Raw genomic sequence first — 25,406 nt, 5'->3', positions numbered from 1 at the left:
TGGTTGGCGCGTCAACGGACAGTCAATTGGTCTCCGACCCCATCGCGCCGTTCCGAGGACGGACACCCCCCGGCGCGGCCCCGACCCACCACGAAACCGCCGGCGCCACGCGCTACACCAGCGCCGCGCCCGCTCACCCTTCCGTCAACCCGGCGACCAGCTCGTCAGCCGCACGGTACGGATCCAGCTCGCCCGCCACGATCCGCTCGGCCAGCGCCCCGAGGCGTCGGTCCCCGTGCAGGTCCCCGATCCGCTCCCGCAGCGCCGTCACCGCGATCGTCTCGACCTCGCGGGAGGCCCGGGACATCCGCCGCTCCGCGAGGACACCCCGCTCCTCCATCCAGGCCCGGTGCTTCTCCAGCGCCTCGACGACCTCGTCGACACCTTCCCCCCGCGCCGCGACCGTCTTGACGATCGGCGGCCGCCAGTCACCCGGCCCCCGGGCCTCCCCCAGCCCCAGCATGTGGTTCAGCTCGCGAGCCGTCGCATCGGCCCCGTCCCGGTCCGCCTTGTTCACGACGTACACGTCACCGATCTCCAGGATCCCGGCCTTGGCCGCCTGGATCCCGTCGCCCATCCCCGGCGCGAGCAGCACCACGGACGTGTCCGCCTGCGAGGCGATCTCCACCTCCGACTGCCCGACCCCCACCGTCTCGACGAGGATCACGTCGCACCCCGCCGCGTCCAGCACGCGGATGGCCTGCGGAGCGGCCCACGCGAGCCCGCCCAGGTGCCCCCGCGTCGCCATCGAGCGGATGTAGACGCCCGGGTCGGACGCGTGCTCCGACATCCGCACCCGGTCCCCGAGCAGCGCGCCCCCGGAGAACGGGGACGACGGGTCGACGGCCAGGACGCCGACCCGTTTGCCCTGCTTGCGGTAGGCCGTCACCAGCGCCGAGGTCGACGTGGACTTGCCGACCCCCGGCGACCCGGTCAGCCCCACCACGTACGCCCCGCCCGCAAGGGGCGCGAGCGCCGCCATGACCTCCCGGAGCTGCGGGGACGCCCCCTCCACCAGGGAGATCAACCGGGCCACGGCCCGCGGCCGGCCCTCCCTGGCCTGGGCGACCAGCGTGGAGACGTCCTGCATCACAGCTCCGTTCATGAAAGGGAGGTCCGAGAACCGGTGCTCAGGCCTTCGGTACCCGCACGATCAGCGCGTCACCCTGACCACCGCCACCGCACAGCGCGGCCGCGCCCACGCCGCCCCCGCGCCGCTTCAGCTCCAGCGCGAGATGCAGCACGAGCCGGGCACCGGACATCCCGATCGGGTGACCCAGGGCAATGGCGCCGCCATTGACATTCACCTTTTCGGTGGACACCCCAAGGTCCTTCATTGACTGCACGGCCACCGCCGCGAACGCCTCGTTGATCTCGATGAGATCAAGATCCTCGACGCCCAGCCCCTCCTTCTTCAGCGCGTGCTGGATCGCGTTGGACGGCTGGGACTGCAGCGAGTTGTCCGGCCCGGCCACGTTCCCGTGCGCCCCGATCTCGGCGATCCACTCCAGGCCGAGTTCCTGCGCCTTGGCCTTGCTCATCACCACGACGGCGGCGGCACCGTCGGAGATCTGCGAGGAGGAGCCGGCCGTGATCGTGCCGTCCTTGGCGAACGCCGGACGCAGCTTCCCGAGCGACTCCGCGGTCGTGTCGCCGCGGATGCCCTCGTCCTTGCTGAACAGCACCGGGTCGCCCTTGCGCTGCGGGATCTCCACCGGCGTGATCTCGGCCTCGTAGAGCCCGTTCTTCTGGGCGGCGGCCGCACGCTGGTGAGACAGCGCGGCGATCTCGTCCTGCTCGGCGCGCCCGATGCCCAGCCGGGTGTTGTGCTTCTCGGTCGACTCGCCCATGGCGACGCCGTCGAAGGAGTCGGTCAGCCCGTCGTACGCCATGGCGTCGAGCATCTGGACCGCGCCGTACTTGAAGCCCTCACGGGACTTGGGCAGCAGGTGCGGGGCGTTGGTCATGGACTCCTGACCACCGGCGACGATCACGTCGAATTCACCCGCACGGATCAACTGGTCGGCGAGAGCGATGGCGTCGAGACCCGACAGGCACACCTTGTTGATGGTCAGCGCCGGCACGTTCATCGGGATGCCCGCCTTGACGGCGGCCTGGCGCGCCGGGATCTGCCCCGCCCCGGCCTGCAGCACCTGCCCCATGATCACGTACTGCACCTGGTCGCCACCGATCCCCGCACGGTCGAGGGCGGCCTTGATCGCGAAGCCGCCCAGGTCGGCTCCGGAGAAGGACTTGAGCGAGCCGAGCAACCGCCCCATGGGCGTACGCGCGCCCGCGACGATCACCGAGCTGTTCGCTCCGGAAGTTCCAGAAGTCATGAGCTGCGATCCCCTTACCGGCCTGCACAGCCGAGGAGTGAACGAGGGTTTACTTCGAATGTACTGACCGGTACTCCACCGCGTCACCTGGCTGTCGGTGTGATCGCTCGCACGTTGCGTAACCACCTCCGGCGCGCTGCACTGAATCCATGCTGACGCGAATCGACCACATCGGGATCGCCTGTTTCGACCTCGACAAGACCGTCGAGTTCTACCGGGCCACGTACGGCTTCGAGGTGTTCCACTCCGAGGTCAACGAGGAGCAGGGCGTGCGCGAGGCCATGCTCAAGATCAACGACACGTCCGACGGCGGCGCCTCCTACCTGCAGCTTCTGGAGCCGACCCGCGAGGACTCCGCCGTCGGGAAGTGGCTCGCGAAGAACGGGGAGGGCGTCCACCACATCGCTTTCGGTACGGCGGACGTCGACGCGGAGTCAGCGGACATCCGCGACAAGGGCGTACGCGTGCTGTACGAAGAGCCCCGACGCGGTTCCATGGGGTCACGAATCACCTTCCTGCACCCCAAGGACTGCCATGGCGTACTGACAGAACTGGTCACTTCGGCGCCTGTTGAGTCACCTGAGCACTGACCCTCGTACATAAGGGCCGGTAGGGTTGGGTGCGGTCGCCGCCCAATCCGTGGCGACCGCATTCCGGGGTCCGGGTTTCGGGGGACGAGCGTCGGGGCAGCAGCCTCTGCTCCGCCGATGATCTGACACCATTCCCCGGGGGCCCCGTTCGGTGGATGGACGGAGCTCGTTGAAGAGAGTTGCGACCAGGGGACGGATGGGACCGCGCAGTGCGGGGCTACGAGAGCCAGGAGCGAGAGCCGGCGGCTGACGTCGACCACCTCTCTCGGTTCGAAGCCGAGATGAAGCGGCTGAAGACCGAACGGGAAAAGGCGATCCAGCACGCCGAGGACCTCGGCTACCAGGTCGAGGTGCTGCGCGCCAAGCTGCACGAGGCGCGGCGCACCATCATGTCCCGGCCCTCCTTCGAGGGGGGCGACATCGGCTGGCAGGCCGAGCAGTTGCTGCGCAACGCGCAGATGCAGGCCGACCAGATCCGCGCGGACGCCGACCGGGAGCTGAGCGAGGCCCGGGCGCAGACCCAGCGGATCCTCCAGGAACACGCCGAGCAGGCGGCCCGGCTCCAGGCGGAGCTGCACCAGGAGGCGGTGACCCGCCGCCAGCAGCTGGACCAGGAGCTGTCCGAGCGCCGCCAGACGGTCGAGTCGCACGTCAACGAGAACGTGGCGTGGGCGGAGCAGCTGCGGGCCCGCACCGAGCAGCAGGCCCGCCGGCTGCTGGAGGAGTCCCGCGCCGAGGCCGAGCAGTCCCTGGCCGCCGCCCGCGCGGAGGCCGAGAGGCTCGCGACCGAGGCCCGGCAGCGGCTGACCAGCGCCGCCGAGGAGGCCCGGGCCGAGGCCGAGCAGATCCTGCGGCGTGCCCGCACGGACGCCGAGCGCCTCCTGAACGCGGCCTCCACCCAGGCCCAGGAGGCCACCGACCACGCCGAGCAGCTGCGCACGTCCACCGTCACCGAGTCGGAGTCCGCGCGCCGCGAGGCCCAGGAGCTGAGCAGGGCCGCCGAGCAGCGGATGGCCGAGGCCGAGGAGGCGCTCCGCAAGGCGCAGTCCGAGGCGGACAAGCTGGTCGCGGAGGCCAAGGAGGCCGCCGCCAAGGCCCTGGCGAGCGCCGAGTCCGCGAACGAGACGCGCACCCGCACGGCCAAGGAACAGGTCGCCCGGCTGGTCGAGGAGGCCACGAAGGAGGCCGAGAACACCAAGTCCGAGGCGGAGCAGATCGTCGCGGACGCCCGCGCCGAGGCCGAGAAGATCGTCGCGGAGGCCGCCGAGAAGGCCCGCACGCTCACCGCCGAGGAGACCGCGACCCAGCTGTCCAAGGCGGCCCGGACCGCCGAGGAGGTCCTCACCAAGGCGTCGGAGGACGCCAAGAAGACCACCAGGGCCGCGGCCGAGGAGGCCGAGCGGATCCGCCGGGAGGCCGAGGCCGAGGCGGACCGGCTGCGCGCCGAGGCGCACGACATCGCCGAGGAGCTCAAGGGCGCGGCGAAGGACGACACCAAGGAGTACCGCGCCAAGACGGTCGAGCTCCAGGAGGAAGCCCGTCGGCTGCGCGGCGAGGCCGAACAGCTGCGGGCGGACGCCGTCGAGGAGGGCGAGAAGATCCGCGCCGAGGCCCGCAAGGAGGCCGTGGCGCAGATCGAGGAGGCGGCGAGGTCCGCCGAGGAGCTGCTCGCCAAGGCCAAGGCGGACGCGGACGAGCTGCGGACGACGGCCCAGACGGACAGCGAGAAGGTCCGCACGGAGGCCATCGAGCGGGCCACGACCCTGCGCCGGCAGGCCGAGGAGACGCTGCAGCGCACCCGGCAGGAGGCGGAACGGCACCGCGAGGAGGTCATCGAGCAGGCCGAGGCCCTCAAGTCGGACGCCGAGCGTGCGGTGCTGGAACTGCACGAGGAGACCGAGCGGGCCATAGAGGCACGCCGTGCGGAGGCCGCCGAGGAGCTGACGCGGCTCCACAGCGAGGCGGAGGAGCGGCTGACGGCGGCCGAGCAGGCGCTGTCGGAGGCCCGTGAGGAGGCCGCGCGGATCCGCCGCGAGGCCGCCGAGGAGAACGACCGGCTGCGCGCCGAGGCCGCCGAACGGATCCGTACGCTCCAGCAGCAGGCCGAGGCGGAGGCCGAGCGGCTCCGCGACGAGGCCGCTTCCGACGCGTCCGCCGCGCGGGCCGAGGGCGAGGCCGTCGCCGTACGGCTGCGGTCCGAGGCCGCGAGCGAGGCCGAGCGGCTGAAGTCGGAGGCGCAGGAGAGCGCCGACCGGGTGCGCGCGGAGGCGCAGACCGCCGCCGAGCGGCTGGCCACCGAGGCGTCCGAGACGCTGGCCGCCGCCCAGGAGGAGGCCAACCGCCGCCGCCGGGAGGCCGAGGAGCTCCTCGGCAGCGCCCGGCAGGAGGCCGACCAGGAGCGCGAGCGGGCCCGCGAGCAGAGCGAGGAACTGCTGGCCTCGGCGCGCAAGCGCGTGGAGGATGCGCAGACCGAGGCCGTGCGGCTGGTCGAGGAGGCCGACCGGCGGGCCACCGAGATGGTGTCCGCGGCCGAGCAGCACGCCCAGCAGGTCCGGGACTCCGTCGCCGGGCTGCACGAGCAGGCCCAGGAGGAGATCACCGGGCTGCGCAGCGCCGCCGAGCACGCGGCGGACCGTACGCGGCGGGAGGCGCAGGAAGAGGCGGACCGGGTCCGTTCCGACGCGTACGCGGAGCGGGAGCGGGCGAGCGAGGACGCCGCCCGGCTGCGGCGCGAGGCGCACGAGGAGACCGAGGCCGCCAAGACGCTCGCCGAGCGGACGATGTCCGAGGCGATCACGGAGGCGGAGCGGATCCGCGCGGAGGTCGCCGAGCACGCCCAGCGGGTGCGTACGGAGGCGTCGGACGCCATCGCCGAGGCCGAGCAGAGCGCTTCGCGCACCCGGGCGGACGCCCGTGAGGACGCCAACCGCATCCGCTCGGACGCGGCGACGCAGGCGGACACCCTCATCACCGAGGCCCGCAACGAGGCGGAGCGGCTCACCACCGAGACGATCCAGGAGACCGACCGGCTGCGGATGGACACGGTCACCGAGGCCGAGCGGGTCCGCACGGAAGCTCTTTCGGAGGCCGATCGGGTCCGGTCCGAGGCGGCCGCCGAGGCCGAGCGGGTGCGGACCGAGTCGGTCGCCAAGGCCGAGCAGCTCGTCGCGGAGGCCTCGGGCGAGGCGGAGCGGCTGCGTGCCGAGGCCGCCGAGACGGTCGGCTCGGCGCAGCAGCACGCCGAGCGGGTCCGGGGCGAGGCCCAGCGTGTCAAGGCCGAAGCGGAGGCGGAGGCGGAGCGGCTCGTCACGTCCGCGCGCGAGGAGGCCGACCGCACACTGGACGAGGCCCGCAAGGACGCCAACAAGCGGCGCTCCGAGGCGGCCGAGCAGGTCGACAAGCTCATCACGGAGACCACGGCCGAGGCCGACAAGCTGATCTCCGAGGCGCAGCAGCAGGCGCAGAAGACCACGGCGGAGGCCGAGTCGCAGGCCGACCGGATGGTGGGCGCGGCCCGCAAGGAGGCCGACCGGCTCGTCTCCGAGGCGACGGTCGAGGGCAACTCGCTGGTGGAGAAGGCCCGTACGGACGCGGACGAGCTGCTGGTCGGCGCGCGCCGGGACGCCACGCAGATCAGGGAGCGTGCGGAGGAGCTGCGGGACCGCATCACCTCGGAGATCGAGGAGCTGCACGAGCGGGCCCGGCGCGAGTCGGCCGAGGCGATGAAGTCGGCCGGCGACCGCTGCGACGCGCTCGTCAAGGCCGCCGAGGAACAGCTGGCGAAGGCGCAGGCACAGGCCAAGGAGATCGTCTCGGAGGCCAACTCCGAGGCGGGCAAGGTCCGTATCGCCGCGGTGAAGAAGGCCGAGGGCCTGCTCAAGGAGGCCGAGCAGAAGAAGACCACGCTGGTCCGGGAGGCCGAGGAGCTCAAGGCGGAGGCGATCCGCGAGGCCAAGCGGACGGTCGAGGAGGGGAAGCGCGAGCTGGAGGTCCTGGTCCGCCGGCGCGAGGACATCAACGCCGAGATCTCCCGTGTCCAGGACGTCCTGGAGGCGTTGGAATCCTTTGAGGCTCCGTCCCCGGCGAAGGACAGCGGGGTGAAGGCCGGCGCAACAGTCGGCGCACCCCGTTCGGGTGGCAAGTCCTCGGAAAGCTAGCCAAGCGAGGCGATGGGAGTGTCTGCTAGGGCCTTTGACCAAGGTTTTGGCAAGCAGTCCTGCGGTCAGCCACCCGAAAGGGGTCTCATTTTCCAGATCAAACGCGCATCCGCTCGATGACACACCGTTTCGGCCCCTAGGATTCCCTCTATCACCTCACCGGTCTCTTTCGACAGGAACCCCATGAGCGACACTTCCCCCTACGGCTTCGAGCTTGTGCGGCGTGGGTACGACCGCGCTCAGGTGGACGAACGTATCTCCAAGCTCGTCTCCGACCGTGACAGCGCTCTCGCCCGCATCACCGCTCTGGAAAAGCGCATCGAAGAGCTCCACCTCGAGACGCAGAACGCCCAGGCCCAGGTCAACGACGCCGAGCCGTCGTACGCGGGTCTCGGCGCACGCGTGGAGAAGATCCTCCGCCTCGCCGAGGAAGAGGCGAAGGACCTGCGCGAGGAGGCCCGGCGCGCGGCCGAGCAGCACCGCGAGCTCGCCGAGTCGGCCGCCCAGCAGGTTCGCAACGACGCCGAGGCGTACTCCGCGGATCGCAAGGCGAAGGCCGAGGACGAGGGCCTGCGGATCGTCGAGAAGGCCAAGAGTGACGCCGCCCAGCTGCGTTCCGAGGCGCAGAAGGACGCGCAGTCCAAGCGCGAGGAGGCGGACGCCCTCTTCGAGGAGACCCGCGCCAAGGCCGCCCAGGCCGCCGCCGACTTCGAGACGAACCTCGCCAAGCGTCGCGAGCAGTCCGAGCGCGACCTGGCTTCCCGTCAGGCCAAGGCCGAGAAGCGCCTGGCCGAGATCGAGCACCGGGCCGAGCAGCTGCGCCTGGAGGCCGAGAAGCTGCGCACGGACGCCGAGCGCCGCGCCCGCCAGACGGTCGAGACGGCTCAGCGTCAGGCCGAGGACATCGTGGCCGACGCCAACGCCAAGGCCGACCGCATCCGTTCGGAATCCGAGCGTGAGCTCGCGGCCCTCACCAACCGCCGCGACAGCATCAACGCCCAGCTGACGAACGTCCGCGAGATGCTCGCCACGCTGACGGGCGCCGCGGTCGCCGCGGCCGGTACGCCGGCCGAGGACGAGCCGGTCTCCCGCGGGGTCCCGGCCCAGCAGTCCCGGTAACACGCCGGGATACGGAGTCTGAATCTCCGCAAAGCCCTCTGCCGCTCGGGTGGCAGAGGGCTTTGTGACGTCCTAGCGTGGCGGGCATGATTGAGCTCGAGGGGCTGACCAAGCGTTATGGCGAGAAGGTGGCGGTCAACAACCTGTCCTTCACCGTCAGACCAGGCATCGTCACCGGCTTCCTCGGACCCAACGGCGCGGGCAAGTCCACGACCATGCGGATGATCCTCGGTCTCGACCACCCCACCGCCGGCGACGTCCGCATCGACGGAAAGCACTACCACCAGCTCAAGGACCCCCTGACGTACATCGGCGCCCTGCTGGAGGCCAAGGCCTGGCACGGCGGGCGCACCGCCTACAACCACCTGCTGTGCCTCGCGCAGAGCAACGGCATTCCGCGGGGCCGGGTTGGGGAGGTACTGGAGACGGTCGGGCTGACGGCGGTCGCGAAGAAGAAGACCAAGGGCTTCTCGATGGGCATGGGGCAGCGGCTCGGCATCGCCGCGGCGCTGCTCGGCGATCCCCGGATCCTGATGTTCGACGAGCCGGTCAACGGCCTCGACCCCGAGGGCATCCACTGGATCCGGACCCTGATGAAGTCTCTGGCGGCGCAGGGCCGGACCGTGTTCGTCTCCTCCCACCTGATGAGCGAGATGGCCCTGACCGCGGACCACCTGGTCGTCATCGGGCAGGGGCGGCTGCTCGCGGACACCTCCATGGCCGACTTCATCCAGCGCAACTCACGGTCGTACGTCCGGGTCCGCAGCCCGCAGCGGGAAAGGCTCCTCGACGTGCTGCACCAGGCCGGGATCGTGGCCGTCGAGAGCGGCGACGGAGTGCTGGAGGTGGACGGCGGCAAGGCCGAGCACATCGGCGAACTGGCGGCGCAGCACCGGATCACGCTGCACGAGCTGAGTCCGCAGCAGGCGTCGCTGGAAGAGGCGTTCATGCAGCTGACCGCGGAGTCGGTGGAGTACCACGCACACAGCGAGACGAGCCCCGAGCCGCCACGGCAGCAGCAGTGGGGCGAGGGCTGGAAGAGGGGCTGAGCATGGCGACGACGCAGGTCGTACGGTCGGAATGGACCAAGATCCGGTCGGTGGCGTCCACGGTGTGGACCCTCTCGCTGGTGGTGGTCGTGACGGTCGCCCTCGGCATGCTGATCTCGGCCCTGTCGGCGAACGAGTTCGACAGCATGGGCGGGCAGGAGCGGGCGGAGTTCGATCCGACGTTCATCAGTTTCGCGGGGATGAGTCTCGGTCAGCTCGCGATGATCGTCTTCGGTGTGCTGGTCGTGTCGAACGAGTACAGCACCGGCATGATCCGCACGTCGCTGGCCGCGGTGCCGCAGCGCGGGTCCTTCCTGTTCAGCAAGATCGCGGTCGCCACGGGGCTGGCCCTCCTGGTCGGCCTCGTCACCAGCTTCGCCGCGTTCTTCCTGGGGCAGGCGATGCTCGGCGAGCACCGGGCGGAGATCGGCGACCCGGGTGTGCTGCGGGCGGTGATCGGCGGCGGGCTCTACATGACGCTCATCGCGATGTTCTCGATGGGCGTCGCCGCGATGCTGCGTTCACCGATGTTGTCGCTGGGCATCCTGATGCCGTTCTTCTTCCTGATCTCCAACGTCCTCGGCAACGTCGAAGCGACGAAGAAGGTCGGCCGGTTCCTGCCCGACCAGGCCGGCAGCAAGATCATGCAGGTGGTCACGCCCATCGACGACGACACCCCGTACGGGCCGTGGGGCGGGCTCGGGATCATGGGGCTGTGGGTGCTGGCGGCACTGATCGGCGGGTACGTGCTGCTGAAGAAGCGCGATGCCTAGGGGGACAGGCGTGGCGTGACCTTTTACCTCCTCTTGGGTGGAACCGTCAGCTCCTCGATATCCTCCTAACCCTTACGGGGGCGTGTGCCCCGCTGTCCTGAACTTGCGATGGGTGCGGAGCATGATCGAAGCAGTCGGCCTGACGAAGCGCTACGGCGACAAGACCGCTGTGTACAACCTTTCCTTCCAGGTGCGGCCCGGGGCCGTCACCGGCTTCCTCGGGCCGAACGGCTCGGGCAAGTCGACGACGATGCGGATGATCCTCGGCCTGGACAACCCGACGTCCGGGCATGTGACGATCGGCGGCTATCCATACCGCAGGCTGCCCAACGCCCCCCGCCAGGTCGGGGCGCTGCTGGACGCGAAGGCCGTGCACGGCGGCCGGGCCGCCCGCAACCATCTGCTGTGCCTGGCCCAGCTGTCGGGCATCCCGGCGAGGCGGGTCGACGAGGTGCTCGGGGTCGTCGGCCTGCACGACGTGGCCAAGAAGCGGTCCAAGGGCTTCTCCCTCGGCATGGGGCAGCGGCTCGGTATCGCCGCGGCGCTGCTGGGAGACCCGCAGGTGCTGCTGTTCGACGAGCCGGTCAACGGGCTCGACCCCGAGGGCATCCTGTGGGTGCGGAACCTGATGAAGGCGCTGGCGGCGGAGGGCCGGACCGTTTTCGTCTCCTCCCACCTGATGAGCGAGATGGCGCTGACCGCCGACCATCTCATCGTCATCGGGCGCGGACAGTTGCTCGCCGACATGAGCGTGCGGGACTTCATCTCCGCGAACTCCGCGGGCTTCGCGCGCGTCCGGACGCCCGACACCGAGCCGCAGCAGCGCGAGAAGCTGTCGGCCGCGCTCACCGAGGCGGGCGGCCACGTCCTGCCCGAGCAGGACGGGGCGCTGCGCGTGACCGGGCTGCCGCTCACCCGCATCAGCGACATCGCGCACGGTTCGGACGTACGGCTGTGGGAGCTGTCGCCGCACCAGGCCTCGCTGGAGGAGGCGTACATGCGGATGACGCAGGGCGCGGTCGACTACCGCTCGACCATCGACCAGAAGGAAGGTCTGCAGCAGCCGCTGCCGCCGGGCGCGCAGCCGCCGATGCCGGTCCCGGGTCAGGGCCAGCCGGGCTGGTACGCCCCGCCGCCGCCCCAGCCGGACGGCCGGCCGTTCGCGATGCCTCCGCAGGGGGCGCCGGGCCAGGCACCGGCGGGCCCGTACGGCGCACCTGGGGTCCCGGGCGCGCCTGGGACGGCTCCGGTCGCCCCCGGCGTCTCCGGCGCGGGCACGCCGAACCCGTACGCCCAGCCCACGCCTCAGGCACCGAAGGACGCACCGCAGAGCACGCCGCGGGTGCCTGCTGGGACCGGCCAGGTGGCGGCGGCTCCCGCGCAGCCGTCGTCCGAGGCTGCCGCGCAGCCCTCCTCTCAGCCGGTCGCGGCCCCCGAACCGTCCGCGCCCCAGCCGACCGGACAGCCCGCGCCGAAGACGCCCTCCGCCGCGGCGCAGCCCGCCCCGGCCTCCGACCTGACCAAGCCCGAGGACCCCCGATGAGCAGCCCCCAGCCCCAGATGTCGCAGGCCGCGCCCCACTGGGAGGCGGCGCCCGGTGCCGGCTCGGCGTACCCCGGCTACACCTCACCGATCCCCGTCGTGCGCACCCACCTCGGGCACGCCATCGCCTCCGAGTGGACGAAGATCAGGTCGGTGCGCTCCACGATGTGGACGCTCGGCGTGTTCGTGCTGCTCGTGGTCGGCATCGGCACACTGACCGGAGTGGTGGTGGCGAACTCCGACCCGGCTCTGGAGGGCGAGAACCCGCTCGGCCTCGGCTTCTTCGGTCTGCTTCTCGGCAGTATGTGCATCATCACGCTGGGCGTGCTGACCACGGCCTCCGAGTACGGCACGGGCATGGTTCGCACCACGATGGTCGCGTGCCCGAGCCGCGGCCGGGTGCTGGCGGCGAAGGCCGTGGTGTTCTTCCTGGTCGCGTTCGTGGTGACGCTGGTGTCCGTGTCCCTCGTCGCCTTCCTGCACATGGCCATGCTGGCGGGCGACGGCGTGAAGTCGCCCTCCGGCGGGGAATGGCTGAAGGGCACGGTCGGCGTCGCGCTGTACATCGCCCTGCTGGGACTGCTCTCGCTGGCCATGGGCTCGGTCATCCGGCACTCGGCGGGCGCCATCACCCTCATGGTCGGTGCCGTGCTCGCTCCGCTCGTGATCGCGCTGTTCATGTTCTCGGAGTCCCTGGAGGGGGTGCGTGACGCCCTGTTCGAGTACTCGATCCCGAGCCAGCTCAGCGTCTTCTACTCCGCCTCCCTCAGCACGTCCGGCCCGTCCGGCTGGGACCCGCTGTGGATCATCCTCGGCGTGACGGCCGTCGCGTACGCCGCCGCCTTCGCGCTGCTGGAGAAGCGGGACGTCTGAGTTCCCTCCGAGGTCCCTCAGAACCTCGGCGCGTTACGGGACCGCCGCACCCCCGGGGTGCGGCGGTCCCGTGCGTTCCAGCAGGCCTTGTGCCAGTGCCGGCGGTCGTCGACGCCCGTGTGCGCGGACCAGGCCACCACGTGCGGCACCCCGTCCGGGATCATCTGGTCACAGCCCGGGCAGCGGTACGCCTTGCCCTGCGCGCTCGCGCCGGCCACGTGCCGCACGTTCCAGCTCTCGCCCTGCCAGTCTTCCGAGGACTGCCAGCCGCCGTAGCGGCCGGGGCGGTCGTCCTCGGCGCTCCGGCCGGAAGAACCGGCACCCTTGGGTCGGTTACGACGCGGGGACACGGGACACCTCTTGGGGCTATACAGGGAGCACGGGCCGTGTCCAGCCTACGCGGCGAGGACGTGGGTACACGTACGCCACCAATCGTCCCAAGTCCCTCGTCGGGCGAGGCGGGCTCCCGCCGGGTCGCCCCCTTGCCCCGCGCGGAACGCCGTTCTTTCTGCAGACAATCCGCAAAATACTCCGCCCGGCCGTGTCCTCGGCACGTGTCAGACGGTTATGCGCTGTGGGGGAGCTCCGTGTCGGAGCCAAGGAAGCAGGAAAGCAATGCGCGTTGGAAGTTTCGTGTTGGCGGCCCAGTTCCCCGGTCAGGGCGAGGGAGAAGCGCTGCACCGCGCGGTCCGCTCGGCCGAGGTGGCCGAGGAGGCCGGGCTCGACACGGTCTGGCTGGCCGAGCACCATTTCGTGCCGTACGGCACGTGCCCCTCGGCCGTCACGCTGGCCGCCTGGCTGCTGGGCCGCACCCGCCGCATCCGGGTCGGTACGGCGGTCAGCGTCCTGCCCACCGCCCACCCCGTGGCCCTCGGTGAACAGGCCGCGCTGCTGCACCACACGAGCGGCGGCCGTTTCACGCTCGGTGTCGGCCGTGGCGGCCCGTGGGTCGACCTGGAGGTGTTCGGCGCGGGCCTGGAGGCGTACGAGAAGGGGTTCCCGGAGTCCCTTGACCTCCTGGTGCGCTGGCTGCGCGCACCGTCTGTCGCGGCCGACGGTGAGCGTTTCCGCTTCCGTGAAGTCACGGTCGTCCCCCGGCCGTCGGAGGCCCTGAACGAGGTCGCGGGGCCGGAGGTCGTCGTCGCCTGCACGTCCCCGGCGAGTGTGCGGCTGGCCGCCGAGCGCGGCCTGTCGATGCTGCTCGGGATGCACGTGGGGGACGAGGAGAAGGCGGAGATGGTCGCCCTGTGGCGGCAGCACGCGCGGGCCTGCGGCCGGTCGGCGGAGGAGATCCTCGGCGCGTCCCATGTGTCGGCGGGCGTCTGCCAGATCGCGGACCGGCGGGCCGACGCGGCGGAGACGCTGATGAAGGCGATGCCGGGCTGGCTGAAACAGGGCCTGGAGGCGCATGTCACGGTCGACGGGCGCACACGGCGGATGCGCGACCCGCTGGCGTACACCGAACTGCTCTGCGGGCTGCACCCGGTGGGCACCCCGCGGCTGTGCGCGGACCGGCTGGCGGCGACCAGCGAGCGGACCGGCATCTCCCGCTTCGCCCTGCTCGTGGAGGGCTCCGGGGACCTGGCGGCGACCGAGGAGAACGTACGGCGGCTGGGGGCCGAGGTGCTCCCCCAACTCGTCTGAAAGCGCGGTGGGTTCCTGGGGGCTTGCCGCTCCGGTACAAAAGCGCACCTCCCGCGTACGGAGCGGCAAGCAGGCGGCGCCTCAGCAGTCGCGGAACTCGGGGGACTGATTCAGCACCTGACTGCGGACCGAGGTGAAGCGGCCCAGTTTCTCGTCGACCGAGGAGTCAAGCGGGAAGACGGCCACCCGGTGGCAGTTCTGGAAGGCCAGCCGCACACCGAAGTGCCGTTGCAGCGCGCCGCGTATCGCGTCACTCGCAAGCGCACGCAGCAGCTGACCGCGTGCCTGCTCGTCCGGCGGAGGCGTCTGGTTGTCGGCGAACGCACCGCCGTCCACCTTCAGCTGGGCCACCAGGGAGCTGATCATCTCCCACGCGTAGGGCAGGGAGGTCCGGACGCAGTCGACGAATTCGGCTTCATCGACCTCGCCTCGCTCGGCCTGTTCCAGTAGGGCCGGTGAGACGTCGAGCGACATGAGTTCTCCTCTCGCACCCCCGCCCGGCGGGCAGGGGTTGCCGGACAATAAGGGAGTTCGCGATACCGGACACGCTGCGTACACACGTCGCGACCTCCCGTTCATACGGTAAGCAACCGGCGGGGACGGCACCAGGAAAATGCGCAGATGGCACACTCTCAATGAGCACACCATGCACACAATCGGCCATTACCGAACATGTGTTTTCCAGGGCGAATCGCGTCGACAGGCACCCGTCGAGTAGCGTTGCCGACCATGCGTCTCGTCATTGCCCGCTGCTCCGTGGACTACGCCGGGCGGCTCACCGCCCACCTCCCCTCGGCCCCGCGTCTGATCCTGGTGAAGGCGGACGGCAGCGTCTCGATCCACGCCGACGACCGGGCCTACAAGCCCCTGAACTGGATGTCGCCGCCCTGCACACTGAAGGAGGGCACCGGCGAGGACGAGGGCGTCTGGACCGTCGTCAACAAGGCGGGCGAGAAGCTCATCATCACGATGGAGGAAGTCCTCCACGACTCCTCGCACGAACTGGGCGTCGATCCCGGCCTGATCAAGGACGGCGTGGAAGCGCACCTGCAGGAGCTGCTCGCCGACCGCATCGAGACGCTCGGCGACGGCTACACCCTGATCCGCCGCGAGTACCCGACGGCCATCGGCCCGGTCGACATCCTGTGCCGGGACGCCGACGGCAAGACCGTCGCGGTCGAGATCAAGCGGCGCGGTGAGATCGACGGCGTGGAGCAGCTGACGCGCTATCTGGAGCTGCTGAACCGCGACCCCCATCTCGCCCCCGTCCGCGGCATCTTCGCCGCGCAGGAGATCAAGCCCCAGGCCCGTGTCCTCGCGACCGACCGGGGCATCGGCTGCCAGGTCCTCGACTACGACGCGCTGCGCGGCATCGAGGACGACAAGCTGCGGCTGTTCTGACACGTCCCGTACGACAAGAAGGGCCGGGTCCGGGAACGGACCCGGCCCTGCCGCGTGTCGGGTGTCAGATCACCAGCGGCTGCGAGCCGTCCGGCGTCCCCGCACTGCTCTGCGGCGCGCTCGCCGTGGTGCTCGCGGGGGCGCTCGGCGCCGGGCCGCTCGCGGAGTCCGAGGTGCTCGGGCTGGTGGTCGGCGGGGCGGAGGTCGGCGACTGCGAGGTCGGCGGCTCGGACGTGGGAGGTTGCGAGGTCGGCGGCTTCGACGTGGTCGGCGGCTTCGATGTCGTGGGGGGCTTCGACGTCGTCGGGGGCTTGGATGTCGCCGGCGGCTTCGAGGTCGTGGGCGGCTTCGTCGTGGACCCCGGGTCGCTGGGGCTCGGCGAACCGCTCGGTCCACTCGTCGGCGTCGGATCGTCCGACGTCCCCGGCGTGCCGTCCGGGCCCGGTTCGGTCGGGCGGGTGGTCACCACGCCCGGGTCACCGTCGCTGTCGTTCACCGGACGTTCGGCGCCCAGACTGCCGTCGCTCGGGCCCTGACTGGCCGAGGGGTCGACGCCGACCTGGCCGGACGGCGGATTCGGGTCGTTGTCGGAGGTGGCGCCGAGCGTCACCACCGTGCCGAGCACCGCGACGAGCAGGGCGCCGGCCCCGGCGGCCACGAGGTTGCGCCGGGCCAGGCCCTTGAGCCCGCCCCCGGCCTTGCGCGAGGGCCCTTGCGAGGAGCGGTGGGTGACCAGGGCCGGGGCTGAGGGCTGCTGGAGGGTCGGGAAGGCCGCCGGTACACCCTCGGCCGGGGACGCCGACTCCTCGTACCGGGCGTCGGGCACCTCCTCCCCCGCGGTCGGCCCGAGAGTCAGCGGCGTGCCGGAGCGGTCCGCGACCAGGGCGAGCGCACGGCGGCCGGCGACGGTGCCACGCTTGTCCGACAGGGCGCCGCGCAGACCCACGGAGGTCTCCAGTTCGGCGCGGGCCCGGTCGAGCTGTCCGCCGCACAGGGCGAGGATGCCGAGCTCGTGGTGGAAGTAGGCCTGCTCGGCGACGTCGCCGGCGAGCCGGGCGGCCTCGGCGCCGGTCCGCAGGGCCCGTTCCCAGGCGCTCCAGTGCAGTCCGGCGGCGAACGCCGGTGCGGCGGTGCGCGCCAGGTGCAGGGCCGGGCTCTCCTCGCCCTCGGCGGTCGGGCCGGTGAGCGGGGTGAGGACCGCCAGGGCGGCGAGGAGCGCGTCGGCCTCGGCGCACACACGCTCGGGGGTGACCGAGGGGTGCCCGGCCCACCAGGAGTAGTGCTGGGCGGCGCTGCGGGCGCCGGCCTCGGCCTCGTCGGCGTACCCCGCGGCCTCGAGCTGCGTCGACACCCCCGCGGCGAGCCGGTAGCGGGAGCCGACCGCGGAGACCAGGCCGCAGGCGGCCAGTTCGCCGAGCGCGGCATCCGCGTGGGTGTCGCCGACCAGAGCGGGCAGATGCGCCTGGTGCGGCACCTCGCCGCCCAGGGCGACCGCGAACCGGAGGGTGGCGCGGGCGGATGCGCTGAGCCGGGAGGCGAGCAGGGGCGCGGGAGCGGCGGCCTCACCGAGTGAGGGCAGGGGCACCTCGTCTTCCTCGGCGGCGTCGTACCCGTCGGCCGGGGGCGCGTCCTCGAAGACGCCGAACTCGTCGACGGCTCCGGCTCCGGCACGCAGCCGGTCGCGCTGCCGCAGCAGGGCGCCGGCCTGGACGAAGCGCAGCGGCAGGCCCTCGGACTCGAACCAGAGGTCGCCCGCCCAGTTGGACTCCTCCTCGGTGAGGGAACGGCCGACGGCGTGTTCGAGCAGGTCCAGTCCGGCCGCGCGGTCCAGTCCGCCGAGGACGACCTCCTCCACACCGGCGTCGGCGGAGGGCGCCGGCACGTCCGGGGTGGCGCCGAGCAGGAAGGCGCACTCGGGGGTCGCCTCCAGCAGCTCGTCGAGCGCGGCGCCGCCGAAGTCCAGGCCGTCGAGGACGACGACCGCGCCGATCTCACGGACATGGGTGAGCAGTTCGTCCCGGTCCGGGCGGTGCAGGGGGGCTTTGTACACCGCGTAGAAGAGGTCGTACAGCAGTTCGCCGGAGGTGCGGCCGAAGCCGTTCAGCCGGACGACGCCGTCCGGCGCGAGGTCCGAGCAGTCCTCGGCGACCAGGTCGAGCAGGCGGGTGCGGCCGGAGCCGGCGGGCCCGGTGAGGCGGACGGTGCGGCCGCGGGCGAGCAGGCGCACCAGCTGCTCGCGTTCCTCCTGGCGGGCGAGCAGCGGCAGAGTGGGCTGCGCGGGACCGGGCGGGACGGGCGGCAGGGCCGCGCGCTCGGCCTCGGCGCGTTCGGCCGGGTCGAGCTTGACGGGACGGGCGGGCCGTTCGGCGGGCGGGCAGACCTCTATCTCGCTGCCGTCGACGGGGTTGACGGTCAGCAGGAAGTCGCCGGAGACGAGCTGCACCGTGCGGGCGAGCGCGGGCGCGTGCTGGCTGAAGTCGGGTGTGAGGGATTCCCGGGGCGGGCGCTGGCGCGGCGCGGTACCGTCGCCGTCGTGGCCGTACTCCTCGGGTCCCCGGGTGTTCGGGTCCATAGGTCAAGCCCCCCAAAAGCGTGTGTGTGCCCTGCTAGCCCCTCCCGGCCTTGCTGCACACCGCGCTGTCGCTTCTGGTCCGGGCCCGCTCGAAGGGTGGCATGGCAGCGGGCAGCCGAACCCTAAACCTTCGCACAGTATCTACGACAGTCCGGGGTACCGCGCCGTCCGAGACGTCACGGTCTCGTGAGGATTGTGCGCGTCGCACCATTCGCCGCACGATTCGACATCGTCCGTCCGGGTCTCCCGGGTCATCCGGTTCACACGTACGAGGCGTCACACGCGAGGCAGTGTCTCCACCCCGATGCCTCCCTCGATCGCCAGGATCCGGTGCAGGCGGGTGGCCACCAGCAGGCGCTGCATCTGCGGCGGCACGCCGCGCAGGACCAGGCGCCGGCCGCAGCGGCCGGCCCGCCGGTGGGCTCCCATGATCACGCCCAGTCCGGTGGCGTCCCAGGAGTCCAGTTCGGACAGGTCCAGCACCAGGTCTCCGACTCCGTCGTCGACGGCCGAGTGCAGGACCGTACGGGCGTCCGCCGCGCTGCGGACGTCGAGGCGGCCCCCGACGACCAGCTCGGCGTGGTCGCCCCTGATGTACATATGCGCTCCCCGTGCGTGCGTCTCGTGCTCCGCGTTCTGATGTGGGTGATGCAACCTCTGACTGCGTGGAGGGCGCAGAGGTTGCTTCCTGTAAGCGAACCGATACCGAATTCACCCCGGGGTGTGATGACCCCGGGGTGTGTGCGGTTTCAGTGCTTGTAGAAGCCCTGCCCGCTCTTGCGTCCGATGTCACCGGCGTCAACCATCCGGCGCATCGACTCGGGAGCCGCGAACTTCTCGTCCTGGGACTCGGTGTAGATGTTGCTCGTGGCGTGCAGCAGGATGTCGACGCCGGTCAGGTCCGCCGTCGCCAGCGGGCCCATGGCGTGGCCGAAGCCCAGCTTGCAGGCAAGGTCGATGTCCTCGGCGCTCGCCACGCCCGACTCGTGCAGTTTCGCGGCCTCGACGACCAGGGCGCAGATGAGACGGGTCGTCACGAAGCCGGCGACGTCGCGGTTGACGACGATGCAGGTCTTGCCGACGGACTCGGCGAACTCCCGAGCCTTGGCGAGGGTTTCGTCACTGGTCTTGTAGCCGCGCACCAGTTCGCACAGCTGCATCATCGGCACCGGCGAGAAGAAGTGCGTGCCGACGACCCGCTCCGGGCGCTCCGTCGCCGCCGCGATCTTGGTGATCGGGATGGCGGAGGTGTTCGAGGCCAGGATCGCCTCGTCCTTCACGATCTTGTCGAGGTTGCGGAAGATCTCGTGCTTGACCTCGAGCTTCTCGAAGACGGCCTCGACGACCACGTCCGCGTCGGCCGCGGCGTCCAGGTCGGTGGTCGCGGTGATGCGCGCGAGGGCGGCGTCGGCGTCATGCGCCTCCAGCTTGCCCTTGGCGACGAACTTGTCGTACGACGCCTTGATGCCGTCGGTGCCTCGCCTGAGCGCCTCGTCGGTCACGTCGCGCAGGACGACGTCCCAGCCCGCCTGCGCGGAGACCTGGGCGATACCGGACCCCATGAGGCCGGCTCCGATGACGGCGAGCTTCCGTGCCACTGTGCGACTCCCCTGACGCGCTGTTCATGTCTGCCTCTCGGGCGGACACTAGCGCTCGTGAGGGCCTGTGTGACCAGTAAGTAATGCGCGTCACGTCTCACATGACGGACATCACACCAGCAGGGGTCACTCGGCTTCCCGGACGGCGTAGTTGAGCACGTTCTCGCTCAACAGCTCCTCGATGTCGTCGAGGAGGACGAGCATCTCCCGTGACACTTCGTCCGGGTTGCGCCCCTTGGCCATCTCACGGCCGATCGCCACGAAGACGGTGCCGTGGACCCAGCAGATCTGACCGGCGATCAGCCTCGGCAGCGGGTCGCCGCCCTCGGCACCCGTCTCCTCCCGGAGGGTCGCCTCCAGGTTGTCCTGGACCTCCTGCTGGATGCGCCACAGCCGGGAGCGCAGCGGCGGCGCCTCGTCGATGCAGCGCATGAAACGGTCGTAACCCTCGATGAGGCCCATCCGGGGCGAGACCGCCTCGATCTCGGCGCGCAGCTCGCGCAGCACCGCCCGGGCGGCGGACTCCCCCGCGTCCCGGCCGCGCACCCAGCGGGAGAGCCGGTCGACGACACCCTGCGAGCGGTCGAAGAAGAGGTCCTCCTTGGCCGGGAAGTAGTTGTAGACGGTGTTGACGGAGACATCGGCCGCCTCCGCCACGTCCGCGATCGTCACCGTCACGAACCCGTGCTCCAGGAACAGCCCGGTGGCGATGTCCGAGATGCGCTGCCTGGTCTCGCGCTTCTTCCGCTCCCTGAGCCCCTCTGTCATGCCCGAATCCTAACTTCCCTGGGGCCCCTCAAAACTTGGGGCCATTGCAAACTTTAAGAGACTCTGCTTTTCTGGGCGGCATGGCAATCATCAGTACGGCCGGCCTGGCCCGTACCTTCCGGACGAAGCACGGCCCCGTTCATGCCGTGCGCGGTATCGACCTGACCGTGCGCGAGGGCGAGATCCTGGGTTTCCTCGGCCCGAACGGGGCCGGCAAGACGACGACCCTGCGGATGCTGACGACGTTGCTGGCGCCGACCGGCGGTGCCGCCACCGTCGCGGGCCACGACCTGGCGGCGGACCCGGCCGGGGTGCGGCGGTCCTGCGGCTACGTGGCACAGTCCGGCGGGGTGGACCCGCAGATCTCCGTGCGGGAGGAACTCGTCACCCAGGGGCGCCTGTACCGGCTGACCAAGGCGCGGGCCGCCGAGCGGGCCGGGGAACTCGCCCGCGAGCTGGACCTCACCGAGCTGCTCGACCGCAAGTGCGCGGCGCTCTCCGGCGGGCAGCGGCGCCGACTGGACATCGCGATGGCGCTCACCCACCGCCCGAAGGTGCTGTTCCTCGACGAACCGACGACCGGGCTCGACCCCGGCAGCCGCGCCGATCTGTGGGACCTGGTGCGCCGACTGCGCGACGAGCACGGCACGACCGTCTTCCTCACCACCCACTACCTCGACGAGGCCGACGCCCTGTCCGACCGGCTGGTCGTCGTCGACCGGGGCGTGGTCGCCGCCGAGGGCACTCCGGACGCGCTGAAGCTGGAGTACGGCGGCTCGATCGACGCGACCCTCCAGGACACGTTCCTCGCCATCACCGGCCGCAGCGCCGCACCGGCCGACCAGACCCCCGTCGCCGTATAGGACGCAGAGGACTCCCGATGCTGTTACACGACACCGCCCTCATCTACGGGCGCTACCTGCGCCAGTCCCTGCGCTCCCGCTTCGCACTGCTCTTCGGCGTCCTGATGCCGCTGCTGTACCTGTTGTTCTTCGGCCCGCTGCTGACCGACCTGCCGCTCGGCGGGCGCGGCAGCTCCTGGCAGATGCTCGTCCCCGGCCTGCTGTGCCAACTCGGTCTGTTCGGAGCCTCGTTCGCGGGTTTCGCGGTCATCCTCGAGAAGGGGCAGGGAGTGGTGGAGCGCATGCGGGTCACTCCGGTCAGCCGGCTGGCCCTGCTGCTCGGCCGGGTGCTGCGGGAAGCCACCGTGTTCGTCTTCCAGGCCGTGCTGCTGGTGCTGGCGGCCATGGCCCTGGGCCTGCGGGCGCCGCTGGCCGGCGTACTGATCGGCTTCGGGTTCGTCGCGCTGCTCACGGTGTCGCTGGCCGCGCTGTCCTACGCGCTGGCGATGAAGCTGGACACGCCCCAGAGCTTCGGTCCGGCGGTCAACGCGCTGACCATGCCGTCGATGCTGCTGTCCGGCCTGATGCTCCCGATGACCCTGGGACCGGCGTGGCTGGACGTACTGTCGCACCTCATGCCGTTCCGCTATCTGGTGGACGCGGTGCGGGACGCGTACGTCGGCGATTACGCGACGGCGCACATGCTGTACGGCGCCCTGGTGGCCGTCGGGCTCACGGCCGTCTCCGTGACGGTGGGCACACGCGTGTTCCGAACCGCCGGAGCGTAACTACGCTGGCCACATGGTCAATCTGACGCGCATCTACACCAGGACCGGCGACCGGGGCACCACCGCCCTCGGCGACATGAGCCGGGTCGCCAAGACCGACCTGCGGATCTCCGCGTACGCCGACGCCAACGAGGCGAACGCGGTGATCGGCACGGCGATCGCGCTGGGCGGCCTGGACGAGGAGATCGTCAAGGTCCTCACCCGCGTCCAGAACGACCTGTTCGACGTGGGAGCGGACCTGTCGACGCCGGTGGTGGAGAACCCGGAGTTCCCGCCGCTGCGTGTCGAGCAGTTCTACATCGACAAGCTGGAGGCGGACTGCGACCGCTTTAACGAGCAGCTGGAGAAGCTCCGCTCCTTCATCCTCCCGGGCGGCACCCCGGGCGCGGCCCTGCTCCACCAGGCCTGCACGGTCGTACGCCGGGCGGAACGCTCGACCTGGTCCGCCCTGGAGGCCCACGGCGAGACGATGAACCCCCTGACGGCCACCTACCTCAACCGGCTCTCCGACCTCCTGTTCATCCTCGCGAGGACGGCGAACAAGGAGGTCGGAGATGTGTTGTGGGTGCCGGGCGGCGAACGCTAGGTTCTGCCTCGCGCGACGTGATGGAGGCCGTTGGCGGAGAGGACCCCGCCGACGATCATCATCACGACGCCCACCTTCGTGAGGGTCACCACGGGGACGTCCACGTCTCCGGTGAACCGCCACAGCACCAGGCCGATCAGGAAGGTGGCGACGCCTTCCAGCAGGTACTGGGATGCCTTGCTCATGAGTGTGTCCTTTCCTTCGAGGTGGTGACCGCCTCCGGCTCACCCGCAGGGGCCTTGCGCGGCCAGATCCAGTAGCTCAGAGCGACCAGTCCGTGGATCCCGGCCGCACGCCAGGCCCCGTAGCGCCAGTTCTCCAGCGAGGTCACGCGGCTCGGGTCGTCCACGTACCAGATCGCGAGCTGGAGGAGCACGGTCGCGACGACGGCGCCCACCAGCGTGCCCAGCCACACCTTGCCCTCGTGGCGGGCGCGGGCCATTCCGTAGCGCGGTGGGCCGATCGGCTTCGGGGCGCCGCCCAGCCGGTGGGCCGCGTGGCCGTCGAGCCACTTCACCGTGCGGTGGCCGTGCCCGACGGTGTAGCCGATGTACAGCGCGGCCAGCCCGTGCGTCCAGTTCGGCTCGGCACCGTTCTTCAGGTCCAGCGCGGTGGCGACCAGCAGGACGACCTCCAACAGCGGCTCGCACAGCAGCAGGCCCAGCCCCAGCCGTGGCATGCGCAGGAGGTAGCGGGCGCTCAGCCCGGCCGCCAGCAGCACCCAGAAGCCGATCTCGCAGGCGGCGATCAATGCGACGATCACGGTTCGCTCCTCTCGGTCACCTCTTCAGGCTCCCGTGCGGCGTGCCCGGAATCGTCATCGCCACTGACGAACCCGCAGTACATCGAAGGATGCAGCCGAGGACCCTCCGCGGGGTTCACGCTCAGGGCGCGACGGCCGTGTTGGATGGTGCCATGGCCGTACGACTCCCCCGCCCCCGCCGCTTCGACGTCCGCGTCGCGCTGGCCGGGCTGCTCGGCGGGCTGCTGCTGTGGAGCGTCGGCCTGGCCACCCGTCCGCACACCGAGCCGTACGTGCTCCTGCCGGGACGCTGGCCGCTTCTGCTGCCGCTCTTCGTCATGGCCGGCTGCGAGCTGCTGCGCCGGACCGCCCCCCGCACCGCCCTGCTGATCGGCACGCCCGCGATCGTGCTGGACCTCGTCACCCAGGGCAACCTGGTCACGATCCTGATGTACACCGACCTCATGTACGCGGCCGTCCTGTACGGACCGCCCGCCTCGGCCCACCGCATCCCGCGGATCACCGGGCTGCTCTCGGTGGCCGGGGCGGTGGTGCCGTTCGCGGTCTGGCGCGAGCCCGAGGCGCTGCTGATCGGTGTGATCACCGGCCTCGTGTCCTTCGGCCCCGCCGCCACGGGTCTGATCGTCCGCAACCACCGTGACGCGGCCGAGGCGGCCCGGCTGCTCGCCGAGCAGACCGCGCTGCTCGCCGAGATGGACCGCACCCAGGCCGTCACCGCCGAGCGTGCCCGGATGGCCCGCGAACTGCACGACATGGTCGCCAACCACCTCTCGGCGATCGCCATCCACTCCACGGCCGCTCTCTCCCTGGAGGACCCCAAGACCTCGCAGGAGGCGCTGGTGGTCATCCGCGAGAACAGCGTCGAGGGGCTCGCGGAGATGCGGCGGCTGATCGGGATCCTCCGCGATTCCAGCGGCGACACCGAGCCGGTCGCCGCCCCCACCCTCGACGGACTCGTCGCCCTGGTGGAGAACGCGCGCACCAACGGCCTCGACGTCACCCTCGACGCGGCCCAGGGCGCGGTCCCGGCGCCCGTGGAACTCGCCGCCTACCGCATCGTCCAGGAGTCCCTCACCAACGCGCTCAAGCACGCCGGCGCCGGCCGGGTCGCCGTGTCCCTCGCCCGGTGCGACGGTGTTCTGACGGTCGAGGTGAGCAGCCCCTACGGCGACCGGGACGGCCCCACGGCCCCCGGATCGGGCGCCGGCCTGGTCGGCATGCGGGAGCGCGCCGCGCTGCTCGGCGGCACCTTCGAGGCCGGTCCCGAGGACTCGCGGGACGGCAAGATCTGGGCCGTACGCGCCACCCTCCCCGTCAGCGACACCGCCGAAGGAGACACCCCATGATCCGCGTCCTGGTCGCCGAGGACCAGTCGGCCGTCCGCTCAGGCCTGGTGCTCATCCTGCGCAGCGCGCCGGACATCGAGGTGGCCGGCGAGGCGGCGGACGGCGAGCAGGCGGTGGCACTGGCGCGCGAGCTGCGGCCGGACCTGGTGCTGATGGACATTCAGATGCCCCGCGTGGACGGAGTGTCGGCGACCCGGCAGGTCGTCGCCGAAGGGCTCGCGGACGTGCTCGTGCTGACCACCTTCGATCACGACGAGTACGTGTTCGGGGCGCTGCGCGCGGGCGCGTCCGGGTTCCTGCTGAAGAACGCCGAGGCCAAGGAACTGCTGGAGGCGGTACGGACGGTGGCGCGCGGGGAGGGGCTGATCTCCCCGGCGGTCACCCGCCGTCTGATCGCCGAGTTCGCCGCGAAGCCCGCGCGGGAGCCGACGGCCGATCCGTCCGTCCTGGACCAGCTGACCCGGCGTGAGCGCGAAGTGCTGTCCTGTCTGGGTGAAGGCCTGTCCAACGCGGGCATCGCCGAGCGGCTCGACATGGCCGAGGCGACCGTGAAGACCCATGTCAGCCGGCTGCTGGGGAAGCTGGAACTGCGCAGCAGGGTGCAGGCGGCGGTGCTGGCGCAGGAGTTGGGGATCTGAACCGACGCCGATGCGGTG

General features: G+C 71.2%; 24 protein-coding genes. 14 read left to right on the top strand and 10 right to left on the bottom strand.

Annotated features, from left to right (window positions below; genetic code table 11):
* Window positions 1–133 precede the first annotated feature (133 nt).
* Window positions 134–1,090 carry a methylmalonyl Co-A mutase-associated GTPase MeaB gene (gene meaB / locus IE97_RS0128405; protein ID WP_030246530.1) on the bottom strand — a complete coding sequence of 319 codons (957 nt, stop codon included), beginning with the start codon at window positions 1,088–1,090 and terminating at the stop codon, window positions 134–136.
* A gap of 40 nt (window positions 1,091–1,130) precedes the next feature.
* On the bottom strand, window positions 1,131–2,339 hold the full coding sequence (locus IE97_RS0128400) for an acetyl-CoA C-acetyltransferase (RefSeq protein ID WP_030246526.1): 1,209 nt from the start codon (window positions 2,337–2,339) through the stop codon (window positions 1,131–1,133).
* 149 nt (window positions 2,340–2,488) lie between these two features.
* Here IE97_RS0128400 and mce point away from each other — a divergent pair, with 149 nt between their 5' ends.
* From mce to IE97_RS0128365, 7 genes are all read left to right on the top strand, one after another.
* Complete coding sequence (mce, locus tag IE97_RS0128395; protein WP_030246523.1) at window positions 2,489–2,929, top strand: methylmalonyl-CoA epimerase; 441 nt, start codon at window positions 2,489–2,491, stop codon at window positions 2,927–2,929.
* Window positions 2,930–3,138: 209 nt separating this feature from the next.
* A complete protein-coding gene (scy, locus tag IE97_RS0128390; RefSeq protein ID WP_030246520.1) occupies window positions 3,139–7,086 on the top strand; it encodes a polarized growth protein Scy in 3,948 nt (1,315 codons plus the stop codon).
* Between the two features lie 183 nt (window positions 7,087–7,269).
* Complete coding sequence (locus tag IE97_RS0128385; RefSeq protein WP_030246517.1) at window positions 7,270–8,205, top strand: cellulose-binding protein; 936 nt, start codon at window positions 7,270–7,272, stop codon at window positions 8,203–8,205.
* A gap of 86 nt (window positions 8,206–8,291) precedes the next feature.
* Window positions 8,292–9,254: an ABC transporter ATP-binding protein gene (locus IE97_RS0128380; protein ID WP_030246513.1), complete on the top strand. Its 963-nt coding sequence runs from the start codon at window positions 8,292–8,294 to the stop codon at window positions 9,252–9,254.
* A 2-nt stretch (window positions 9,255–9,256) separates the two neighbouring features.
* Window positions 9,257–10,027, top strand: coding sequence for an ABC transporter permease (locus IE97_RS0128375; RefSeq protein ID WP_030246509.1), 771 nt, complete (start codon window positions 9,257–9,259; stop codon window positions 10,025–10,027).
* A gap of 121 nt (window positions 10,028–10,148) precedes the next feature.
* A complete protein-coding gene (locus tag IE97_RS0128370) occupies window positions 10,149–11,570 on the top strand; it encodes an ABC transporter ATP-binding protein (RefSeq protein ID WP_030246505.1) in 1,422 nt (473 codons plus the stop codon).
* Window positions 11,567–12,442 carry an ABC transporter permease gene (locus IE97_RS0128365; RefSeq protein ID WP_030246502.1) on the top strand — a complete coding sequence of 292 codons (876 nt, stop codon included), beginning with the start codon at window positions 11,567–11,569 and terminating at the stop codon, window positions 12,440–12,442. Before IE97_RS0128370 ends, IE97_RS0128365 begins: the two co-directional genes overlap by 4 nt.
* A gap of 17 nt (window positions 12,443–12,459) precedes the next feature.
* Here IE97_RS0128365 and IE97_RS0128360 read toward each other — a convergent pair whose 3' ends face one another.
* Window positions 12,460–12,792: a hypothetical protein gene (locus IE97_RS0128360; RefSeq protein WP_030246499.1), complete on the bottom strand. Its 333-nt coding sequence runs from the start codon at window positions 12,790–12,792 to the stop codon at window positions 12,460–12,462.
* A gap of 265 nt (window positions 12,793–13,057) precedes the next feature.
* Here IE97_RS0128360 and IE97_RS0128355 point away from each other — a divergent pair, with 265 nt between their 5' ends.
* Window positions 13,058–14,086 carry an LLM class flavin-dependent oxidoreductase gene (locus IE97_RS0128355; protein ID WP_030246495.1) on the top strand — a complete coding sequence of 343 codons (1,029 nt, stop codon included), beginning with the start codon at window positions 13,058–13,060 and terminating at the stop codon, window positions 14,084–14,086.
* An 81-nt stretch (window positions 14,087–14,167) separates the two neighbouring features.
* Here IE97_RS0128355 and IE97_RS0128350 read toward each other — a convergent pair whose 3' ends face one another.
* Entirely contained in the window at window positions 14,168–14,560 is a 393-nt protein-coding gene (locus tag IE97_RS0128350; RefSeq protein WP_030246492.1) for an SCO5389 family protein, read from the bottom strand.
* A gap of 255 nt (window positions 14,561–14,815) precedes the next feature.
* Between IE97_RS0128350 and nucS the strand changes: the two genes are divergently transcribed.
* Window positions 14,816–15,487, top strand: a complete 672-nt coding sequence (gene nucS / locus IE97_RS0128345; protein ID WP_010040116.1) for an endonuclease NucS — start codon at window positions 14,816–14,818, stop codon at window positions 15,485–15,487.
* Window positions 15,488–15,551: 64 nt separating this feature from the next.
* Here nucS and IE97_RS0128340 read toward each other — a convergent pair whose 3' ends face one another.
* From IE97_RS0128340 to IE97_RS0128325, 4 genes are all read right to left on the bottom strand, one after another.
* A complete protein-coding gene (locus IE97_RS0128340; RefSeq protein WP_030246487.1) occupies window positions 15,552–18,059 on the bottom strand; it encodes an ATPase AAA in 2,508 nt (835 codons plus the stop codon).
* A gap of 276 nt (window positions 18,060–18,335) precedes the next feature.
* On the bottom strand, window positions 18,336–18,659 hold the full coding sequence (locus IE97_RS0128335; RefSeq protein ID WP_030246483.1) for an STAS domain-containing protein: 324 nt from the start codon (window positions 18,657–18,659) through the stop codon (window positions 18,336–18,338).
* A 149-nt stretch (window positions 18,660–18,808) separates the two neighbouring features.
* Window positions 18,809–19,657: a 3-hydroxyacyl-CoA dehydrogenase family protein gene (locus IE97_RS0128330; protein WP_030246481.1), complete on the bottom strand. Its 849-nt coding sequence runs from the start codon at window positions 19,655–19,657 to the stop codon at window positions 18,809–18,811.
* A 126-nt stretch (window positions 19,658–19,783) separates the two neighbouring features.
* Window positions 19,784–20,425 carry a TetR/AcrR family transcriptional regulator gene (locus tag IE97_RS0128325; protein WP_030246479.1) on the bottom strand — a complete coding sequence of 214 codons (642 nt, stop codon included), beginning with the start codon at window positions 20,423–20,425 and terminating at the stop codon, window positions 19,784–19,786.
* Between the two features lie 80 nt (window positions 20,426–20,505).
* Between IE97_RS0128325 and IE97_RS0128320 the strand changes: the two genes are divergently transcribed.
* Genes IE97_RS0128320 through IE97_RS0128310 form a run of 3 tightly spaced genes read left to right on the top strand, consistent with a single transcriptional unit; the run spans window position 20,506 to window position 22,641 of the window.
* Complete coding sequence (locus IE97_RS0128320; protein ID WP_030246478.1) at window positions 20,506–21,288, top strand: ABC transporter ATP-binding protein; 783 nt, start codon at window positions 20,506–20,508, stop codon at window positions 21,286–21,288.
* Between the two features lie 17 nt (window positions 21,289–21,305).
* Window positions 21,306–22,055: an ABC transporter permease gene (locus IE97_RS0128315; RefSeq protein ID WP_030246476.1), complete on the top strand. Its 750-nt coding sequence runs from the start codon at window positions 21,306–21,308 to the stop codon at window positions 22,053–22,055.
* Window positions 22,056–22,068: 13 nt separating this feature from the next.
* Window positions 22,069–22,641 (top strand): cob(I)yrinic acid a,c-diamide adenosyltransferase, encoded by a 573-nt coding sequence (locus IE97_RS0128310; RefSeq protein ID WP_030246472.1) that lies wholly within the window; start codon window positions 22,069–22,071, stop codon window positions 22,639–22,641.
* Here IE97_RS0128310 and IE97_RS0128305 read toward each other — a convergent pair.
* Both IE97_RS0128305 and IE97_RS0128300 read right to left on the bottom strand, forming a co-directional pair.
* Window positions 22,638–22,826 (bottom strand): DUF5708 family protein, encoded by a 189-nt coding sequence (locus tag IE97_RS0128305; protein ID WP_030246468.1) that lies wholly within the window; start codon window positions 22,824–22,826, stop codon window positions 22,638–22,640. The genes IE97_RS0128310 and IE97_RS0128305 overlap by 4 nt on opposite strands.
* Window positions 22,823–23,404, bottom strand: coding sequence for a hypothetical protein (locus IE97_RS0128300; protein ID WP_030246465.1), 582 nt, complete (start codon window positions 23,402–23,404; stop codon window positions 22,823–22,825). Before IE97_RS0128300 ends, IE97_RS0128305 begins: the two co-directional genes overlap by 4 nt.
* Window positions 23,405–23,556: 152 nt before the next feature.
* Here IE97_RS0128300 and IE97_RS0128295 point away from each other — a divergent pair, with 152 nt between their 5' ends.
* Entirely contained in the window at window positions 23,557–24,750 is a 1,194-nt protein-coding gene (locus IE97_RS0128295; protein ID WP_030246463.1) for a sensor histidine kinase, read from the top strand.
* On the top strand, window positions 24,747–25,388 hold the full coding sequence (locus IE97_RS0128290) for a response regulator (protein WP_030246460.1): 642 nt from the start codon (window positions 24,747–24,749) through the stop codon (window positions 25,386–25,388). The genes IE97_RS0128295 and IE97_RS0128290 overlap by 4 nt, the downstream gene beginning before the upstream one ends.
* Window positions 25,389–25,406 lie beyond the last annotated feature (18 nt).

It is taken from the genome of Streptomyces sp. NRRL S-455 (assembly GCF_000717875.1).
In the GTDB taxonomy this organism is placed as follows: Bacteria; Actinomycetota; Actinomycetes; order Streptomycetales; family Streptomycetaceae; genus Streptomyces.
This window is presented reverse-complemented; position numbering and strand designations above follow the sequence as displayed.

Excerpts from the sequence above, each read along its gene's own strand:
- IE97_RS0128320 (WP_030246478.1), top strand. The coding sequence starts at position 20,506 with ATGGCAATCATCAGTACGGCCGGCCTGGCCCGTACCTTCCGGACGAAG.
- IE97_RS0128340 (WP_030246487.1), bottom strand. The coding sequence starts at position 18,059 with ATGGACCCGAACACCCGGGGACCCGAGGAGTACGGCCACGACGGCGAC.
- IE97_RS0128335 (WP_030246483.1), bottom strand. The coding sequence starts at position 18,659 with ATGTACATCAGGGGCGACCACGCCGAGCTGGTCGTCGGGGGCCGCCTC.
- IE97_RS0128385 (WP_030246517.1), top strand. The coding sequence starts at position 7,270 with ATGAGCGACACTTCCCCCTACGGCTTCGAGCTTGTGCGGCGTGGGTAC.
- IE97_RS0128295 (WP_030246463.1), top strand. The coding sequence starts at position 23,557 with ATGGCCGTACGACTCCCCCGCCCCCGCCGCTTCGACGTCCGCGTCGCG.
- IE97_RS0128380 (WP_030246513.1), top strand. The coding sequence starts at position 8,292 with ATGATTGAGCTCGAGGGGCTGACCAAGCGTTATGGCGAGAAGGTGGCG.
- IE97_RS0128370 (WP_030246505.1), top strand. The coding sequence starts at position 10,149 with ATGATCGAAGCAGTCGGCCTGACGAAGCGCTACGGCGACAAGACCGCT.
- IE97_RS0128375 (WP_030246509.1), top strand. The coding sequence starts at position 9,257 with ATGGCGACGACGCAGGTCGTACGGTCGGAATGGACCAAGATCCGGTCG.
- IE97_RS0128365 (WP_030246502.1), top strand. The coding sequence starts at position 11,567 with ATGAGCAGCCCCCAGCCCCAGATGTCGCAGGCCGCGCCCCACTGGGAG.
- IE97_RS0128315 (WP_030246476.1), top strand. The coding sequence starts at position 21,306 with ATGCTGTTACACGACACCGCCCTCATCTACGGGCGCTACCTGCGCCAG.
- meaB (WP_030246530.1), bottom strand. The coding sequence starts at position 1,090 with ATGCAGGACGTCTCCACGCTGGTCGCCCAGGCCAGGGAGGGCCGGCCG.
- IE97_RS0128290 (WP_030246460.1), top strand. The coding sequence starts at position 24,747 with ATGATCCGCGTCCTGGTCGCCGAGGACCAGTCGGCCGTCCGCTCAGGC.
- IE97_RS0128325 (WP_030246479.1), bottom strand. The coding sequence starts at position 20,425 with ATGACAGAGGGGCTCAGGGAGCGGAAGAAGCGCGAGACCAGGCAGCGC.
- IE97_RS0128355 (WP_030246495.1), top strand. The coding sequence starts at position 13,058 with ATGCGCGTTGGAAGTTTCGTGTTGGCGGCCCAGTTCCCCGGTCAGGGC.
- IE97_RS0128310 (WP_030246472.1), top strand. The coding sequence starts at position 22,069 with ATGGTCAATCTGACGCGCATCTACACCAGGACCGGCGACCGGGGCACC.
- nucS (WP_010040116.1), top strand. The coding sequence starts at position 14,816 with ATGCGTCTCGTCATTGCCCGCTGCTCCGTGGACTACGCCGGGCGGCTC.
- IE97_RS0128305 (WP_030246468.1), bottom strand. The coding sequence starts at position 22,826 with ATGAGCAAGGCATCCCAGTACCTGCTGGAAGGCGTCGCCACCTTCCTG.
- IE97_RS0128350 (WP_030246492.1), bottom strand. The coding sequence starts at position 14,560 with ATGTCGCTCGACGTCTCACCGGCCCTACTGGAACAGGCCGAGCGAGGC.
- mce (WP_030246523.1), top strand. The coding sequence starts at position 2,489 with ATGCTGACGCGAATCGACCACATCGGGATCGCCTGTTTCGACCTCGAC.
- IE97_RS0128400 (WP_030246526.1), bottom strand. The coding sequence starts at position 2,339 with ATGACTTCTGGAACTTCCGGAGCGAACAGCTCGGTGATCGTCGCGGGC.